Below are 16,432 nucleotides of genomic sequence, written 5' to 3'. Positions count from 1 at the left end.
GCGCCGTGCCCCAAAAGCCGGAATCAATGCCGGAAGTGCCGCACCCCGGTCAACACCATCGCGATGTTGTGCTCGTCCGCCGCGCCGACCACTTCGTCGTCGCGCATCGAGCCGCCCGGCTGGATCACGCACGTCGCGCCCGCGGCCACCACCACATCGAGACCGTCGCGGAACGGGAAGAACGCGTCCGACGCCACGGCCGAACCGGTCAGCGTCAAACCGGCGTTCTGCGCCTTGATGCTCGCGATGCGCGCCGAATCGACGCGGCTCATCTGGCCCGCGCCGACGCCGAGCGTCATGCCGTTGCCGCAGAACACGATGGCGTTCGACTTCACATACTTCGCGACGCGCCACGCGAACAGCAGATCGTCCATTTCCTTCGGCGTCGGGTGACGCTTCGTGACCACGCGCAATTCACGCGGCTGCACGTTCTTCGAATCGAGCGACTGCACCAGCAGACCGCCGCCGACGCGCTTCAGATCGAACGCGTTATGGCCTTCGCCCAAGGCGATTTCGAGCAGACGCACGTTCTGCTTGGCCGCGAACACCTGGCGAGCCTCGACGCTGAACGACGGCGCGATCAGCACTTCGACGAACTGCTTGGCCACGGCTTGCGCCGCCGTTTCGTCCACTTCGCGGTTGAACGCGATGATGCCGCCGAACGCCGAGGTCGGATCGGTCTGGAACGCCTTGGCATACGCTTCGTTCGCGTCCGAGCCCACCGCCACGCCGCACGGATTGGCGTGCTTGACGATCACGCAGGCCGGCACGTCGAAGGTCTTCACGCATTCCCACGCCGCGTCGGAATCCGCGATGTTGTTGTACGACAGTTCCTTGCCTTGCAACTGGTTGTAGTTCGCGAGCGCGCCGGCCGGCACGGACAGGTCGCGATAGAACGCGGCGCTTTGGTGCGGGTTTTCGCCGTAGCGCAGGTCCTGCACCTTGTTGAACGCGAGATTGAAGGTGGACGGATACGTGTTGCGCGACGCGTGTTGCAATTCGTCGGTCAGGCTCGTCAGGTAGTTCGTGATCGCGCCGTCGTATTGCGCGGTGTGCGCGAATACCTTGGTGGCGAGGCGGAAGTTCGTCTTGTACGACACCGCGTTGCCGTTCGCGCGCATTTCCTCGAGCACCACCGCGTAGTCCGCCGGGTCGACCACCACCGTCACGTCGCGATGATTCTTCGCAGCCGAGCGCAGCATGGTCGGGCCGCCGATGTCGATGTTCTCGATCGCGTCTTCCAGCGAGCACGCTTCCTTCGACACCGTCTGCACGAACGGGTACAGGTTCACGACCAGCAGGTCGATTGTCGGAATGTCGTGCTTTTCGAGCGCAGCCATGTGCTCCGGCAGATCGCGGCGCGCGAGAATGCCGCCGTGCACCTTCGGATGCAGCGTTTTCACGCGCCCGTCCAGCATTTCCGGGAAGCCGGTGTAATCCGCGACTTCGGTGACGGAGAGGCCCGCGTCCGCGAGCAGTTTCGCGGTGCCGCCGGTCGACAGGATCTTGACGCCGAGGTCCGACAGCGACTTGGCGAAGTCGACGATGCCGGACTTGTCGGAAACGGAGATGAGCGCTTGCTTGATCATGATGAAGACGAAAAGCCGAAGGGAAACGTGGCAGGGCGCGAAGAAATGACGACGCGCTACAACAAACCGTGCTGTTGCAGCTTCTTGCGCAGCGTATTGCGGTTGATGCCGAGATACTCGGCGGCCAGCGACTGATTGCCGCCGGCCTGCTCGAGCACCACTTCGAGCAAAGGTTTTTCCACGCATGAAATGACCATGTCGTAGACGTCGTGCGGATTGGAGCCGTCGAGATCCTGGAAATAGATGCCCAGGCTGTCGCGGACAGATTGTTCGATGTTGTTCTTGCTCATGCTGCTAGTCGGTCGGTATGGTCCGGCTCGCCGTCGTTGTTGTCGAGCGTTTCGTCGACGTAGACGAGGCGCTCGGAGATCGCCTTCTGTGCGTCGAAGAATTCGTTGACGGCGAGGAGTTGTTCGCGCGTGGTGTCCAGCGTATTCATGCGATGCCGGAACACGTTGGCGCCAGAAAGGCCGCGAGTGTACCAGCCGATGTGCTTGCGCGCAGTGCGCACACCGGTAAATTCGCCGTAGAACGCGTAGTGATCCTCGAGATGCTCGTTCATCACCTGCTGGATTTCGTCGATGCGCGGCGGCGGCAGCAACTCGCCCGTTTGCAGGAAATGTTCGATCTCGCGGAACAGCCACGGGCGCCCTTGCGCGGCGCGGCCGATCATGATCGCGTCGGCGCCGGTGGCGGCGAGCACCTCGCGCGCTTTTTGCGGCGACGTGATGTCGCCGTTGGCGACCACCGGAATGCGCACCGCCGCCTTCACCGCGGCGATGGTGTCGTACTCGGCCTCGCCGTGATACAGGTCGGCGCGCGTGCGGCCATGCACGGTCAGCATCGAAATGCCGGCGGCTTCGGCGAGGCGCGCGATGGTGAGCGCGTTCCGGTTGTCGCGATCCCAGCCGGTGCGGATCTTCAGCGTGACGGGTACCGCGTCGGGGCCGACGCCCACCGCGCCCACCACCGCCTCGACGATGCGCTGCACCAGCGGTTCGTTCTGCAACAGCGCCGAACCCGCCGCCACGTTGCACACCTTCTTGGCCGGACAGCCCATGTTGATGTCGATGATCTGCGCGCCGTTCGCCACGTTGTAGCGGGCCGCCTCGGCCATCATGGCCGGATCGGCGCCGGCGATCTGCACGGCGATCGGCTCGACCTCGCCCGCGTGGTTGGCGCGGCGCATGGTCTTTTCGCTTTTCCACAACTGCGCGTTCGAGGCGACCATTTCCGACACCGCATAGCCCGCGCCCAGCCGCTTGCAGAGCTGCCGGAACGGCCGGTCGGTCACGCCGGCCATCGGGGCGACGAACAGGTTGTTACGCAGATTGTGGGAGCCGAGAGTGGGCATGACGTGGACGCGCGCGCAACCGATTGTTCAATTTCGTCAATCGGAGCATTCGCGAAATGCAAGGGAAAACCGCTATTTTAGCGTTAACGGATAACCGGGATTCGACATGTGTCGACCGTAACCCATTAAATCTTCTATGAAAGCGGGCCGGTTCATAGAGCCGCCGCCGTTTGCGCCGCTTGCTCCAAGCGCCCGGAAAACCGCGCAAAAAAACCGCGCGGCGCAAGCGGGCGGTGCGCTCAGCGGCGCTGTCCGAACATCATCTGACGCGCCAGCGCGGTTTTCACCGGCGGCACGAATTCGAGCGCGGTGAGCGCGAGGCCGCGCATGATCGCGAGCGGCGCAAAGTCGATGGTGAACAGTCGCGCGAGCGTGTCGGTGGCGCCGATCGTCATGCGCCGGTCGAGCGCGCGGCGTTGCGCGAAAGTCGCGAGGGCGAGCGGCGTCGGGCCTTCCGCGGATAGCGCGTCGGCGAGCGCGTGCGCGTCGCGCAGGCCGAGATTCAAACCCTGGCCCGCCACCGGATGCAGCGTCTGCGCCGCGTTGCCGATCGCGACGACGCGGCCCTTCACGAGCGTATCCACCGCGTTCAGTCCGAGCGGAAACGACGCGCGTCCCCGGATCTGCGTGAAGCGGCCCATCCGGTCGCCGAAGGCGGCGCCGAGTTCGCGCAGGAATTCGTCGTCGGAAAGCTGCGTGCGGCGCGCGGCTTCCTCGGGCGCGCAGCACCACACCAACGCGTAATCCGCGCCGCGCACGCCGCCCATCGGCAGGAGCGCGATCGGCCCTTGGGACGTGAAGCGCTCCCACGCCACGTGCGGCTGCGGTGCCGATGCGCTGACCGTGCCGACCAGCGCGGTTTGTCCGTAGTCGCGCGTGTCGCCCGCCGCCGCGCTCTTGCCGGCTTTCTTCTGATCGCCGAACAGGCCGCCTTCGGCGTTCACCAGAATGCGGGTGCGCAAATGCCGCGTGACGCCCGCGGTTTCGATCGGCAGCGTGACGCCGTCGTGTTCCTGCGTGGGCGCGGCGGCGGAGGTGGAGCGGAACCAGTGCACGGGCGTGGCATGCACCGCTTGCGCGAGACCGTGGACGATCGAGCCGTAGCGCAGCACGTAGCCGAGCGCCGGCAAGCCGTGCTCGCGCTGGTCGATCAGCGTGCGGCCGAAGTGTCCGCGCTGCGACACGTGAATGCGCTCGATCGCGGTGGCGTCGGCGGGCCAGTTCAGCGGCTCCAGAATCATCCGGCTGCCGTGCGACACGGCGATCGCGCGCGGATCGGCGATCGAATCCTCCGGCTCGCGCGCGTCGACGAGCGCGATCTTGAGCGCATGCGTCGCGCTGCGGCGCGACAGCCAGCCGGCGAGCGCCAGCCCGACCGGACCGGCGCCGACGATCGTCACGTCGAAATCGAATGACTGAGCGGAGGCGGCGGGCTTCAGAATCACCGCCGACTGGGAAACGTCGTTCATCGCGGATTACGTCCTCGTTTCATGGGCCGCGCGGGCTTCCTGCATGAGCGCCTCGATCTCGTCGGCGGCTACCGGCACGTCGCGCGTCATCAGCTCGCAGCCGGTCGGCGTGACGATCGCGTCGTCCTCGATGCGGATGCCGATATTCCAGTAGCGCTCCGGCACGCCTTCGGCCGCACGGATGTATAGGCCCGGCTCGACGGTCAGCGTCATCGACGCCTGCAGCGTGCGCCACGGCAGCGCGCCCGCTTCGTCGCGCGGCGCGCCGCGCTCGCGGTAGTCGCCGACATCGTGCACGTCCATGCCGAGCCAGTGGCCGGTGCGGTGCATGTAGAAGGGCGCGTAGGCGCGCTCGGCGATCACGTCGTCGACCGAGGCGAACTTCGTGCGTTCGACGATGCCGGTGTCGAGCAAGCCTTGCGACAGCACGCGCACGGCGGCCTGGTGCGGCTCGTCGAAGCTGGCGCCGGGACGCGTGGCGTCGACGGCGGCCTGCTGCGCGGCCAGCACGATGTCGTAGAGCTCGCGCTGCGCCCGCGTGAAGCGGCCGCTCGCCGGAAAGGTGCGGGTGATGTCGGACGCGTAGCCGTCGAGTTCGCACGCCGCGTCGATCAGGATCAGGTCGCCGTCCTGGGCAATCGCGTTGCCTGCCGGGTAATGCAGCACGCAAGCGTTGGCGCCCGCCGCGACGATCGATGTGTAAGCCGGCGCCTGCGCGCCGAATTTGCGGAACGTGTAGAGCAACTCGGCTTCGAGTTCGTACTCGCGCACGCCAGGGCGGCACGCGGCCATCGCGCGGCGATGCGCTTGCGCGGAAATCCGCCCCGCGCGGCGCATGACGGCGAGTTCGTGGTCGTCCTTGAAGAGTCGCATGTCGTCGAGCAGCGGCATCAGGTCGCGCGCGGCGCCGGGCGCCGCGACGCCGCTGCGGCCCTGCGCGCGCACCGCCTCAAGCCAGCCGCGCACTTGCTCATCCAGTTGCGCCGACGTGCCGAGCGCGTAATGCACCGACGGCTTGTCGGCGAGAAGCCGAGGCAGTTGCGCATCGATTTCGCCGACGGCGAATGCGGCGTCGAAGCCGAACGCCGCGCGCGCGCCTTCCGGGCCGAAGCGGAAGCCTTCCCACGTCTCGCGCTCGACGTTTTTCTCGCGGCAGAACAGGATCGACGCCGGCTCGCCGGTCGCGGCGCTGGCGTCGAGCACCAGCAATGCCTCGGGTTCGGTGAAGCCGGTCAGGTAATAGAAGTAGCTGTCGTGCCGGTACGGATAGTCGGCATCACGGTTGCGCACCGTTTCGGGCGCGGTGGGGACGATGGCGACGCCGCCGCCCGCGGCGCGCAGCGCGGCGAGTACGCGCTCGCGGCGCGTGCGGTAGACGTCGATGGCGATGGTGGGTTCGGTCGGCTGGTTCATCGTGCGATTGTAGCGCCCAATGCGGCGACCTATTTGGCGGGGCTACTGGCGCGCAGGCCCGTGAGGGCGCTCGGGCCCACGACGTGGTGGAGGCCGCCGCCCGGCCCCCGTGGCCGCTACACCGCGCCAACGTAAGACAGCGCGATGGCCGCCCATGCATGCCGTCCGCGCGCCCCTTGCCGCCGCGTTGGCCGTTCGGCCGGCTAGACGCAGAACGAGCGACGGGGCAATGTTGCAATCCATCCACAGCGAGTCTGCATGCGGCTCGCGAACATGCGGCGTGCTGCTCGGGAATGCCGCCAAGCCCTTATACTTTCGCCGAATTCAAGAAAAGGCAGATGGTCATGATGAAACTCATCGGTTCGCTCGCCAGCCCCTTCGTGCGTAAAGCGCGGATCGTGCTGGCCGACAAGAAGATCGACTACGAACTGGTGCCCGAGAACGTCTGGGCGCCGGACACGAAGATTCACACCTTCAATCCGCTCGGCAAGGTGCCCTGCCTCGTGATGGAAGATGGCGAAGCGGTGTTCGACTCGCGAGTGATCTGTGAATACGTGGACACGCTGTCGCCGGTCGGCAAGCTGATTCCCCAGTCGGGGCGCGAGCGTGTCGAGGTGCGTTGCTGGGAGGCGCTCGCCGACGGCATGCTGGACGCGGCAGTGCTGATTCGTCTCGAAGGCACGCAGCGCGCGCCCGAGCAGCGCGTGGAAGCCTGGGTCGCGCGGCAGCAGCGCAAGATCGACGAAAGCCTGATCGCGATGTCGCAGGGTTTGGGCAGCAAGCCGTGGTGCGCGGGCAATCACTACACGCTCGCGGACATCGCGGTGGGCTGCGCGCTGGGCTACCTCGACTTCCGCATGCCCGAGTTGAACTGGCGTGAACCGTATCCGAATCTGGACAAGCATTTTCAGAAGCTTTCGCTGCGCCAGTCGTTTATCGACACCGTGCCGGCGAATTGAACGGGCGTTATCGACGTACAAAGGGAATAAGAACCGCATAAGCAGCGAGTAAGCACCGCGCCAGCGATGCGGCCGTCGTGAACGAATGCTTGCCCGAATTCGCGGCAACTTTGAAAATTGAGGTCATTCAAGCTTGCAAAAGCATGAATAAAACCTTGCATCGTGGTAAAAAACGCCTGCTCGTCAGGCGTTTTTTTTGTCTGCGCGCGTGGCGCAATGGCTGATGCAATCGACATACACTGATTTTATTTGTCGGCAGTAGGCGGCCATTGCGAATGGGGCGGCGTATTAAAAGCGCGCCGCCGAAATCAATAACATCGCAAAGAGACTTCCACGATGAAACAGTATCGCCTCGTCATCGCCGCTTCGGCGTTCGCGTTGCTTGCCGCATGCTCCAGTGTCGGCAATGTCGATCCGTCCGCCTTGATCCAGTCCGGCCAGTTGGCCACCCAGGCCGCCACCTTGAGCGACACCGACGTGCGCGCGCTGAGCGACAAGTCCTGCGCGCAACTGGACAGCGAAAACAAGATCGCCGCGCCGAACAGCAAGTACCAGAAGCGCCTCGACAAGATCGCCGCGCAACTGGGCGACAACATCAACGGCACGCCGGTGAACTACAAGGTGTATCTCACGAAGGACGTCAACGCCTGGGCAATGGCCAACGGCTGTGTGCGCGTCTATAGCGGCCTGATGGACATGATGAACGACAGCGAAGTGCGCGGCGTGGTCGGCCACGAAATGGGCCACGTGGCATTGGGCCATACGAAGAAGGCGATGCAGGTCGCATACGCGACCTCGGCGGTGCGCTCGGTGGCGTCTTCAACGGGCGGCGTGGCGGCGGCGCTGTCCGGTTCGCAGCTCGGCGAGTTTTCCGAGAAGCTGATTAACGCGCAATTCTCGCAAGCCCAGGAAAGCGCGGCCGACGATTATTCGTTCGATTTGCAGAAAAAGAAGAAGCTCGATCCGTCGGGATTGGTGACGGCATTTAACAAACTCGCGCAGGCGGACGGCGGCAAATCGAGCATATTGAGTTCGCATCCCGCTTCACCGGCGCGTGCGCAGCATATTCAGCAGCGGATCGCTTCGAATCAGTAACGCCTGATTTATGGAAAACGCGCGCTGGCGGAATCCCGTCAGCGCGCGTTTTTCTATTGAGGGTTGATGTTCGGCGATGAATTCACCGCGCCGCTTTCACGTATAAACGGACGGCGCGGTGACGCAGGATTTACTGCGGCTTATTGTTTCCATTCCGGCGCCGCGTTATCCCCGGCCCGAATGCAAACCCGAACGCCAGCAGCAGCAACGAAACCGCCAGCACCGTATTGTTGCCGCTCGTCACATAGGGCGTGCTGCCCGAAGTGCCTTGCACCGTCAGATCGAGCGAGCCGATCGTGTACGGCGTCAGCCGTCCGAGCACCTTGCCGTTGGCGTCGATCGCGGCGGTCATGCCGGTGTTGGTGGCACGCAGCATGGGCCGGCCCGTCTCCAGCGAGCGCATGCGCGCGATCTGCAAGTGCTGGTCGAGCGCGATGGTGTCGCCGAACCAGGCGAGGTTGGTGGAGTTGATCAGCACGCCGGCTGGCGTGTCGCTCTCGCGGATGGTGCGCGCGATCTCCTCGCCGAAAATGTCCTCGTAGCAGATGTCGACCGCGACCGGCTGGTTATGCACGATGAACGGCTTCTGCACCGGCGCGCCGCGCGCGAAATCGCCAAGCGGAATGCTCATCAGATTGACGAACCAGCGAAAGCCCCACGGCACGAATTCGCCGAACGGCACGAGGTGATGTTTGTCGTAGCGGTACACGTCGCGGGTGCCGGGCGTGACGCCGAACAGACTGTTCGTATAGTCGACCACCCGGCCTTCCGGCGTGATGGTGCCGCCGATCGCGCCGAACAGGATCGCGCTGCCGGTCGAATCCGAGAAATCGCGCACCGCCGACGCGAACCGCGGCGGCAACTGCTGCGCGAGCACGGGAATGGCGGTTTCCGGCGTGATGATGAGGTCGGCGGGCTTTGACGTAATCATCTGCTGATACTGCTCGATCGCGGCGCGCATGCCGGATTCCTCGAACTTCATTTCCTGTTTGACGTCGCCTTGCAGGAGGCGCACCGTCAGTGGCGCGTTGGCGGGCACCGTCCATTGCACGAGCGGCAGCAGCAGGCCGGCCGCGATCAGCGCCAAGGCCATGCCGCCGGGAACCGCGATGCGCGCAATGCGGCGTTCAGAGCCGGTGGGCTGACTGCCGCCGCTGTCGGTCAACACGCGCGCGGGCAGCAGCGGCAGCAGCGCCTGCACGATCAGCGCCGCCGTCAGCGCCAATATCCAGCCGACGCCATACACGCCCGCCACCGGCGCGAAACCGGCGAACGGTCCATCCACCTGTGCATAACCGCTCGCGAGCCACGGAAAACCGGTGAATATCAGGCCGCGCAGCCATTCGCTAATCGCCCAGGCGCTCGCGAAGGCGAGCGCGCCGTGCCACGTCGGCGAGAAGGGTTTGTCGGAGGCCGACGCGCCGTTGCGCGCGTGGCCGGCGCAAAACGACCACACGCCCGCGGCCAGCGCGGGATAGAGCGCCAGATACAAGGAGAACAGCACCACCGCCGCGCCCGCGAGCGGCGCGGCCATGCCGCCGTAGTCGTGCATGCTGACGTACAGCCACCAGACGCCCGAGACGAAGTTGCCGAAGCCGAAGGCGCCGCCCGTCAGCGCGGCGCTTTTCCAGCCGGTGCTGCGCGTGAGCCACGCGAAAAAGAACGTGAAGGTGACGAGTTCGAGCCAGCCGCCATGCGGCGTGGGCGCGAACGACAGCGTGTTCGCCGCACCGGCGGCCAGTGCGACGAGGTAATGCCAGCGGGGGAGTGCGCGGCCGCGGGTGTCGGCGGCAGCGGCGCTCACGCCGCTGCGCGAACGGGTGGTAATCGGGTCGGCCATTATTGCGCGGTCGGCGTGAGGAGTTGGGAAGCGAAGAAACGAAGCCGGTCAGGTTTGAACGTGCTGTGCTTCGCGCTCGCGCTGGCCGGCGAGCGGATCGCGGCGCACCAGCAGCATGTGGATCTGGCGGGCATCACCGCGCAGAATTTCGAAGATCAGGTCGTCGAGGCGGACCTTTTCGCCGCGATGCGGCACTCGCCCGAAGTGATGCGTGACGAGGCCGCCGATCGTATCGACTTCCTCGTCCGAGTAATGGGTGCCGAAGGCCTCGTTGAACTGCTCGATCTCGGTGAGCGCGCGAACGCGGAAACGCCCGTCCGGCGACGCGATGATGTTGCCGCTTTCCTCGTCGAAATCGTATTCGTCCTCGATGTCGCCGACGATCTGCTCCAGCACGTCCTCGATCGTGATCAGGCCGGCCACGCCGCCGTATTCGTCGACCACCACCGCGAGGTGATTGCGATTCACGCGGAAATCGTGCAGCAGCACGTTCAGGCGCTTGGATTCGGGAATGAAGACGGCGGGGCGCAGCATGCCGCGCACGTCGAATTCCTCTTCGGCGTAATAGCGCAGCAGGTCCTTGGCGAGCAGCACGCCGATGATGTTGTCGCGATTGCCTTCGTAGACCGGATAGCGCGAGTGCGCTTTTTCCAGCACGTAGGGAATGAATTCCGCGGGGCTTTCCGCGATGTTGATCGCGTCCATTTGCGCGCGCGGCACCATGATGTCGCGGGCGCTGAGTTCGGAGACCTGGAATACGCCTTCGATCATCGACAGCGAGTCGGCGTCGATCAGGTTGCGCTCGTGCGCGTCCTGCAGGATTTCCAGAAGTTCGGCGCGCGAGTCGGGCTCGGGCGAAATGAAGTCGGTCAGACGCTCGAGAAGTGAGCGTTTTTCGTGCGGTTTGTCGAGTTGGCGTCGACTGGGATACGTGTCGTTCATGGTAGTGCGCCCGGCAAGACTGGGCGCGCTGTTGCAGAGCATTAAGGATACACCACGCACATGGCAGGACCGTGTCCCGCCTGGCTGGCGATGAGTGAAGCAACGGTGAAACCGCCCCGTCGCGCAGGCGAAGCGTAGGTCAATCCTAACTGATTACGCGGGGAAAAGCGTTCCGAAGCAAAAAAGCGCGGCTGGTTACGCGATGAGCATGCTTGCGGCGGGCGCGTTCCGTTCGGCGGGCGGCGCATCGGCGGTTACCGCGTTCGACGACCGCGCAGGGGTTTCACACAGGCCTCACCGGCGGCGCGCCGATGAGCGCGCAAACAACTCACTGGTTCGAGCGGCGGCCGTCCGCTTGCCCGGCCGCCCGACACCGTTCTAGCAGCGCTTCCAGCGCACGGTCGGGCATGCCGCTTTCGCGCAGCGCGTGGACCGTGCGGCTGACATAGTCGAGCGTCGTGCCGTAGCGTCCGCACGCGCAGCCGAATACCGTTTTGACGACCTCGTCGTGCAGCTTGCCGGTGTAACTCGGCACGTCGCGGCGCATCACGAAGGCGAGCGCGTCGACGCGCCGGCCGTCGGCGAGCACGCACGGCAGCCATGCCGGGCGGTACGAACCCATCGCCATTTCGCGGCGCCAAAGCGCTTCCAGATGCGGCATCGCGCCCTCCGCGGCGAGGCGGAACGCGATGCCGGTGCACGAGCCGCCGCGATCGAGCGCGAGCACGAGGCCAGGCTGCTCGGGCGTGCCGCGATTCACGCGCGACCACAAATACAGCCCGCGGTGATAGCCGTGCACCTTGGAGCGAGTGGCTTCGAGCGTCGGCAGGCCGGGGTTCCAGATCAGCGAGCCATAGCCGAACAGCCACAGATCGCTTGCGCGGTCCCAATCGCGCAATGTGCATTCGAGCGACGCGCGCAGTTCCTCGTCCGTCAGGAGCCGCGATTCGCCGAGCGCCGGCGGATAGTCGGGGCAGGGCATTCGCGTGTCGGCTTCGGGGGAAGAGGTGCTCACGGTCGGTTTGAACGGGGTTGGCGGCGGCTATTGGTACGGATCGGGAAAACCCAGCTTGCCGAGGATTTCCGTTTCGAGCGCTTCCATTTCCTCGGCTTCTTCCTCGACTTCGTGGTCGTAGCCCTGGGCATGGAGCGTGCCGTGCACCAGCAGATGCGCGTAGTGCGCGATCAGCGGCTTGTTCTGCTCGGCGGCTTCCTTTTCGACCACCGGGCAGCACAGGATCAGGTCGCCCGTCACCGGATCGTCTTCCGATTCGGCGTAGGCGAAGGTCAGCACGTTGGTCGGATAGTCCTTGCCGCGATAGGTGCGATTCAGCGTGCGGCCTTCTTCGGCATCGACGAAACGCACGGTCAGCTCGCCGTCCGCGAAAAGCGCCGCCTTGATCCAGCCGGCCACGGCGGCGCGCGGCAGCAGCGCCTTGTGTTCCGGCCAGGCCTTGGCGGCGGGGAATTGCAGATTCAACGTCAGTTTCGGGGCGCGGCTCATGCGTGATGGATTTTGTTGCTCTTGTTGCTTTGTTTTCCGCGGCCCATGCCGTGGCATTCGGCGCCGCTCGACGCAAATCGGCGAGGCTCAGCGCGAATCCGCCGGATTGGCCGTTTTCTGCGAATGTGCATCGTACGCCTCCACAATTCGCGCGACCAGCGGATGCCGCACCACGTCCGCACTGGTGAAGCGCGTGAGCGCAATGCCGCGCACATCCGACAGCACCTGCTGCGCTTCGATCAGCCCGCTCTTAGCGCCGCGCGGCAAGTCGACCTGGGTCGTGTCGCCCGTGACCACCGCCTTCGAGCCGAAGCCGATGCGCGTGAGGAACATCTTCATCTGTTCGGGCGTGGTGTTCTGCGCCTCGTCGAGAATGATGAACGCATGATTCAGCGTGCGCCCGCGCATGTATGCGAGCGGCGCGATTTCGATCATCTGCCGCTCGAACATCTTCGCGGTCTTGTCGAAGCCGAGCAGGTCGTACAGCGCGTCGTAGAGCGGACGCAGATACGGATCGACCTTCTGCGCCAGATCGCCCGGCAGGAAGCCGAGACGCTCGCCGGCTTCGACGGCCGGCCGCGTCAGCACGATGCGCTTGACCTGATCGCGCTCCAGCGCGTCCACTGCGCAAGCCACCGCCAGATAGGTCTTGCCCGTGCCCGCCGGACCGACGCCGAAGGTCACGTCGTGCGAGATGATCTGCTTCAGATAGTCGCGTTGCGCCGGCGTGCGGCCGCGCAGATCGGCGCGCCGCGTGTACAGCTTCGGGCCCAACTCTTCGAGGTCGTCCTCGCCGTTGTCGGCGGGTTCGTCGAACGGATGATCGGGATTGCCGGGAAAGCGCGGATCGACCGCCGCATCGCCATGGCCGTTGCCATTGCCGTTCGTGCGATGCCGCGCCGGGTGGCGCACTTCGACGAGCGCGAGCTGGATGTCGTCGACCGACAGCGGCTCGCGCGCGTTGTTGTAGAAGTTTTCGAGCGCCGTGAGCGCGAGTTTCGCGCCGCGCCCGCGGATCGTGATGCGGTGGCCACGGCGTTGCAGCGTCACGTCGAGCGCCTGCTCGATCTGCCGCAGATTTTCGTCGAGCGGGCCGCAGAGGTTGGCGAGCCGCGCGTTGTCGTCGCGCGGTGCGGTGAATTCCAGATGCTGCTGAGTGGTCTTCAAGGCGGAGGATCGATCCTGTCGGTTCGTGACGCTGGCGCGCGTCGCTCAGTGAGTGGTGGCCGCTGCCGCAAGGGCGCTTGCTTCGGGGCGTGCGTCGTCGTGCACCAGCACGAGTTCGCCGCGCAGCGAATGCGGGTACGCGTGGACGATCTTCACGTCGACCATCTGGCCGATCAGCCGCGCGTGCGAAGCCAGCGGCGCGGGGAAGTTCACCACACGGTTGTTCTCCGTGCGGCCCGCGAGTTCGTTCGGGTCCTTGCGCGCCGGGCGCTCGACCAGAATGCGCTCGATCTTGCCGACCATCGAATCGCTGATGCGCTGCACGTTCTGTTCGATCGTAGCCTGCAAATATTGCAGGCGCTTGAGCTTCACCTCGCGTGGCGTGTCGTCGTGCAGATTCGCGGCGGGCGTGCCCGGACGCGGGCTGTAGATGAACGAGAAACTGGTGTCGTACTTCATCTCGTGCACCAGCGCCATCATCTTGTCGAAGTCTTCTTCCGTCTCGCCGGGAAAGCCGACGATCATGTCCGTGGACAGCGACAGGTCGGGGCGGATCGCGCGCAGCTTGCGGATCACCGACTTGTATTCGAGCACCGTGTAGCCGCGCTTCATCGCCATCAGAATGCGGTCGGAGCCGTGCTGCACCGGCAGATGCAGGTGGCTGACGAGCTTCGGCACCTTTGCGTAGGCGTCGATCAGGCGCTGCGTGAATTCCTTCGGATGCGACGTGGTGTAGCGAATCCGTTCGATGCCCGGAATCTCCGCGACGTATTCGATCAGCGTCGCGAAGTCGGCGATTTCGGCGGCGCCCAACGTGAGCGCGCCGCGATAAGCGTTCACGTTCTGGCCGAGCAGCGTGACTTCGCGCACGCCCTGATCGGCGAGACCGGCGATCTCGGTCAGCACGTCGTCGAGCGGGCGCGACACTTCCTCGCCGCGCGTGTACGGCACGACGCAGTAGCTGCAATACTTGCTGCAGCCTTCCATGATCGACACGAATGCGCTCGGACCTTCCACGCGCGCGGGCGGCAGATGGTCGAACTTTTCGATTTCGGGGAACGAGATGTCGACTTGCGCGCGGCCGGTTTCGCGGCGCTTGTCGATCATTTGCGGCAGACGGTGCAGCGTTTGCGGACCGAACACCAGATCGACATACGGCGCGCGCGACACGATCGACGCGCCTTCCTGGCTCGCCACGCAGCCGCCCACGCCGATGATCAGGTTGGGATTCGCTTCTTTCAGTTCGCGCACGCGGCCCAGGTCGGAGAACACTTTTTCCTGGGCTTTTTCGCGCACCGAGCAGGTGTTGAACAGAATGACGTCCGCGTCTTCCGGCGTGTCGGTCTTGACGAGCCCTTCAGCCGCGCCGAGTACGTCGACCATCTTGTCGGAGTCGTACTCGTTCATCTGGCAGCCAAAGGTCTTTACATAAACTTTCTTGGTCATCGAATTTCGCCGGTCGCAGTGGTTAACCTGGGGGCGTCAATTAAAAGGTGAAGAGGGGCGAAACATGCGGGCGGGCCGCGGAGCGGCGCTGTCGCCTTTTCAATGCAGGTTTGCCGCGTAGCTCAATATTATAGCCCTTCATCGGATGGGGTTTCGGCCGCTCCGTTCGCGCGCGGCCGCTCCGGCGGCAGGCCCAGCAAGCCTTCCAGTTCGTCCGACACCTGCGCGAAGCGCTCGCTCAAGAAATCCAGCAGCGCGCGCACGCGCGGCGCCATGAAGCGGTTGCGATGGTAGAGCGCGTGCAGCGGCGCATCGGGATAGCGCCACTCCGGCAGCAGGGTTTTGAGGCCGTCGGTGCGCAGATCCGCTTCCACGTCCCACATCGACTTGATCGCGATGCCGTAGCCGCGCAGCGCCCATTCGCGGGCGACCGCGCCGTCGTTCGTCTCGCGGGCCGTTTCGAGCGGCACCGTGTAGCTCTGTACTTCATCGCCGCGGGTGAAGCGCCATTCGTTGACCGGGCCGGACGCGGTGCCGAGCACGATGCAGTCGAAATTCGCGAGGTCGTGCGGATCCCTGGGTTCGCCCTTGCGCGCGATGTAGTCGGGCGATGCGCACAGCACGCGCCGGTTCGGCGCCAGCTTGCGCGCGACGAGCGAACTGTCCTGCGGCACGCCGAAGCGGATCGCCAGGTCGATGTCCTCCTGCACCAGATTCGACAGCGAGTCCGACAGCGTGAGCGCGAAGGTCACTTCCGGGTAGAGCGCGTTGAACTCGTCCAGCCAATGCATCAGCAGATTGCGGCCGAAGTCGGACGTCGCGGAGATGCGCACCTTGCCGCGCACCACGCCCTGGCCCGCTTGCAGCGCGGCTTCGGCGTCGTCGAGCGATTGCAGCGCCTGGCGGCAGCAGTTCAGGTACAGGCGGCCTTCGTCGGTGAGCCTGAGTTGCCGGGTGGTGCGCTCGAAGAGTCGGGTTTTCAGGCCGGCTTCCAGCTTGGCGAGGCGTGCGCTCGCCGCGGCGGGCGTCAAACCCAGCTTGCGGCCCGCCGCCGACAGGCTGCCCTGCTGCGCGGCTTCCACGAAGAGGCGGATGTCACCGAGGTTATCCATCGTCGTCAGACTTTCAATTTGGATTTGATAATGCTTCAAATGCTACGCCAATTATCAAAACCACGCGTCGCGGCGACAATCCAGTCCTCGAAAACCCTGGTGCGGCCAGCCGCTCACGCCATGCAACTCGATCACGCGACGATCGTCACCGCCGAACCCGACGCCGTCCGACGTTTTTTCGTCGACATCGTCGGGCTGGCGGACGGCGCGCGTCCGCCGTTTTCGATCGATGGCCATTGGCTGTACGCGAACGGTCGCCCGGTCATCCATCTGATCGAGGCGACGGCGCCCGGGCAAGCGGGACGATCGACGCCGCGCATCGATCACATCGCATTCCGGCTGGAGGGCGCCGCCGAATGGCAGTCGCTGCTCGACCGTTTGCATGCGGCCGGCGTGGACTATCGGCTCGCGCAAGTGCCTCGGATGCGCGCGCAACCCGCCGAACTGCAACTGTTCGTCGCGCTCGCGCCGGGCGTCGTCATCGAATTCGTGACCGCGCTGCGCCACGGCGATCACGCTCAACTTGAGAACCTGGAGTAGAA

The 16,432-nt window shown here is 65.1% G+C and carries 16 protein-coding genes; 3 read left to right on the top strand and 13 right to left on the bottom strand.

Annotation, left to right across the window (positions count from 1 at the left end):
- Positions 1-23: 23 nt before the first annotated feature.
- The 5 genes from purH to CUJ90_RS15270 all read right to left on the bottom strand — a co-directional run bounded on the left by purH (position 24) and on the right by CUJ90_RS15270 (position 5,825).
- Positions 24-1,589 carry a bifunctional phosphoribosylaminoimidazolecarboxamide formyltransferase/IMP cyclohydrolase gene (gene purH, locus CUJ90_RS15290; protein WP_083083169.1) on the bottom strand — a complete coding sequence of 522 codons (1,566 nt, stop codon included), beginning with the start codon at positions 1,587-1,589 and terminating at the stop codon, positions 24-26.
- A gap of 56 nt (positions 1,590-1,645) precedes the next feature.
- Positions 1,646-1,879 carry a Fis family transcriptional regulator gene (locus tag CUJ90_RS15285; protein ID WP_006049915.1) on the bottom strand — a complete coding sequence of 78 codons (234 nt, stop codon included), beginning with the start codon at positions 1,877-1,879 and terminating at the stop codon, positions 1,646-1,648.
- Positions 1,876-2,943 carry a tRNA dihydrouridine synthase DusB gene (gene dusB, locus CUJ90_RS15280; RefSeq protein WP_073429087.1) on the bottom strand — a complete coding sequence of 356 codons (1,068 nt, stop codon included), beginning with the start codon at positions 2,941-2,943 and terminating at the stop codon, positions 1,876-1,878. Before dusB ends, CUJ90_RS15285 begins: the two co-directional genes overlap by 4 nt.
- Before the next feature lie 239 nt (positions 2,944-3,182).
- The gene (locus CUJ90_RS15275; RefSeq protein ID WP_083083171.1) at positions 3,183-4,412 is read right to left on the bottom strand and encodes a UbiH/UbiF/VisC/COQ6 family ubiquinone biosynthesis hydroxylase; all 1,230 of its coding nucleotides are present in this window, start codon (positions 4,410-4,412) and stop codon (positions 3,183-3,185) included.
- Positions 4,413-4,418: 6 nt separating this feature from the next.
- Entirely contained in the window at positions 4,419-5,825 is a 1,407-nt protein-coding gene (locus tag CUJ90_RS15270) for an aminopeptidase P N-terminal domain-containing protein (RefSeq protein WP_083083173.1), read from the bottom strand.
- Positions 5,826-6,169: 344 nt separating this feature from the next.
- On the opposite strand from CUJ90_RS15270, the gene CUJ90_RS15265 reads away from it, so the two are divergent.
- Positions 6,170-6,784 carry a glutathione S-transferase C-terminal domain-containing protein gene (locus CUJ90_RS15265; RefSeq protein ID WP_176035726.1) on the top strand — a complete coding sequence of 205 codons (615 nt, stop codon included), beginning with the start codon at positions 6,170-6,172 and terminating at the stop codon, positions 6,782-6,784.
- Here CUJ90_RS15265 and CUJ90_RS32375 read toward each other — a convergent pair.
- Positions 6,733-7,020 (bottom strand): hypothetical protein, encoded by a 288-nt coding sequence (locus CUJ90_RS32375; protein WP_152035352.1) that lies wholly within the window; start codon positions 7,018-7,020, stop codon positions 6,733-6,735. The two genes, CUJ90_RS15265 and CUJ90_RS32375, sit on opposite strands and share 52 nt — an antisense overlap.
- Before the next feature lie 100 nt (positions 7,021-7,120).
- Here CUJ90_RS32375 and loiP point away from each other — a divergent pair, with 100 nt between their 5' ends.
- Positions 7,121-7,879 (top strand): metalloprotease LoiP, encoded by a 759-nt coding sequence (gene loiP / locus CUJ90_RS15260; RefSeq protein WP_073429084.1) that lies wholly within the window; start codon positions 7,121-7,123, stop codon positions 7,877-7,879.
- A 130-nt stretch (positions 7,880-8,009) separates the two neighbouring features.
- Here the strand turns inward: loiP and lnt are convergent, their stop codons facing one another.
- The 7 genes from lnt to CUJ90_RS15225 all read right to left on the bottom strand — a co-directional run bounded on the left by lnt (position 8,010) and on the right by CUJ90_RS15225 (position 15,890).
- Positions 8,010-9,719 carry an apolipoprotein N-acyltransferase gene (gene lnt / locus CUJ90_RS15255; protein ID WP_114163161.1) on the bottom strand — a complete coding sequence of 570 codons (1,710 nt, stop codon included), beginning with the start codon at positions 9,717-9,719 and terminating at the stop codon, positions 8,010-8,012.
- 48 nt (positions 9,720-9,767) lie between these two features.
- Positions 9,768-10,661, bottom strand: a complete 894-nt coding sequence (locus tag CUJ90_RS15250; protein WP_073429082.1) for an HlyC/CorC family transporter — start codon at positions 10,659-10,661, stop codon at positions 9,768-9,770.
- Between the two features lie 328 nt (positions 10,662-10,989).
- Positions 10,990-11,643 (bottom strand): gamma-glutamylcyclotransferase, encoded by a 654-nt coding sequence (locus CUJ90_RS15245; RefSeq protein WP_416448076.1) that lies wholly within the window; start codon positions 11,641-11,643, stop codon positions 10,990-10,992.
- Positions 11,644-11,703: 60 nt separating this feature from the next.
- Positions 11,704-12,165 (bottom strand): rRNA maturation RNase YbeY, encoded by a 462-nt coding sequence (gene ybeY, locus CUJ90_RS15240; RefSeq protein ID WP_114163160.1) that lies wholly within the window; start codon positions 12,163-12,165, stop codon positions 11,704-11,706.
- A gap of 87 nt (positions 12,166-12,252) precedes the next feature.
- Complete coding sequence (locus CUJ90_RS15235) at positions 12,253-13,332, bottom strand: PhoH family protein (protein ID WP_073429079.1); 1,080 nt, start codon at positions 13,330-13,332, stop codon at positions 12,253-12,255.
- Between the two features lie 45 nt (positions 13,333-13,377).
- Entirely contained in the window at positions 13,378-14,778 is a 1,401-nt protein-coding gene (miaB, locus tag CUJ90_RS15230) for a tRNA (N6-isopentenyl adenosine(37)-C2)-methylthiotransferase MiaB (RefSeq protein WP_083083181.1), read from the bottom strand.
- Positions 14,779-14,906: 128 nt separating this feature from the next.
- Positions 14,907-15,890, bottom strand: coding sequence for a LysR family transcriptional regulator (locus CUJ90_RS15225; RefSeq protein ID WP_083084185.1), 984 nt, complete (start codon positions 15,888-15,890; stop codon positions 14,907-14,909).
- Positions 15,891-16,010: 120 nt separating this feature from the next.
- Here CUJ90_RS15225 and CUJ90_RS15220 point away from each other — a divergent pair, with 120 nt between their 5' ends.
- Positions 16,011-16,430 (top strand): VOC family protein, encoded by a 420-nt coding sequence (locus CUJ90_RS15220; protein WP_083083195.1) that lies wholly within the window; start codon positions 16,011-16,013, stop codon positions 16,428-16,430.
- Positions 16,431-16,432 lie beyond the last annotated feature (2 nt).

Origin of the sequence: Paraburkholderia terricola (genome assembly GCF_003330825.1) — a bacterium.
Classification (GTDB): domain Bacteria; phylum Pseudomonadota; class Gammaproteobacteria; order Burkholderiales; family Burkholderiaceae; genus Paraburkholderia; species Paraburkholderia terricola.
This window is presented reverse-complemented; position numbering and strand designations above follow the sequence as displayed.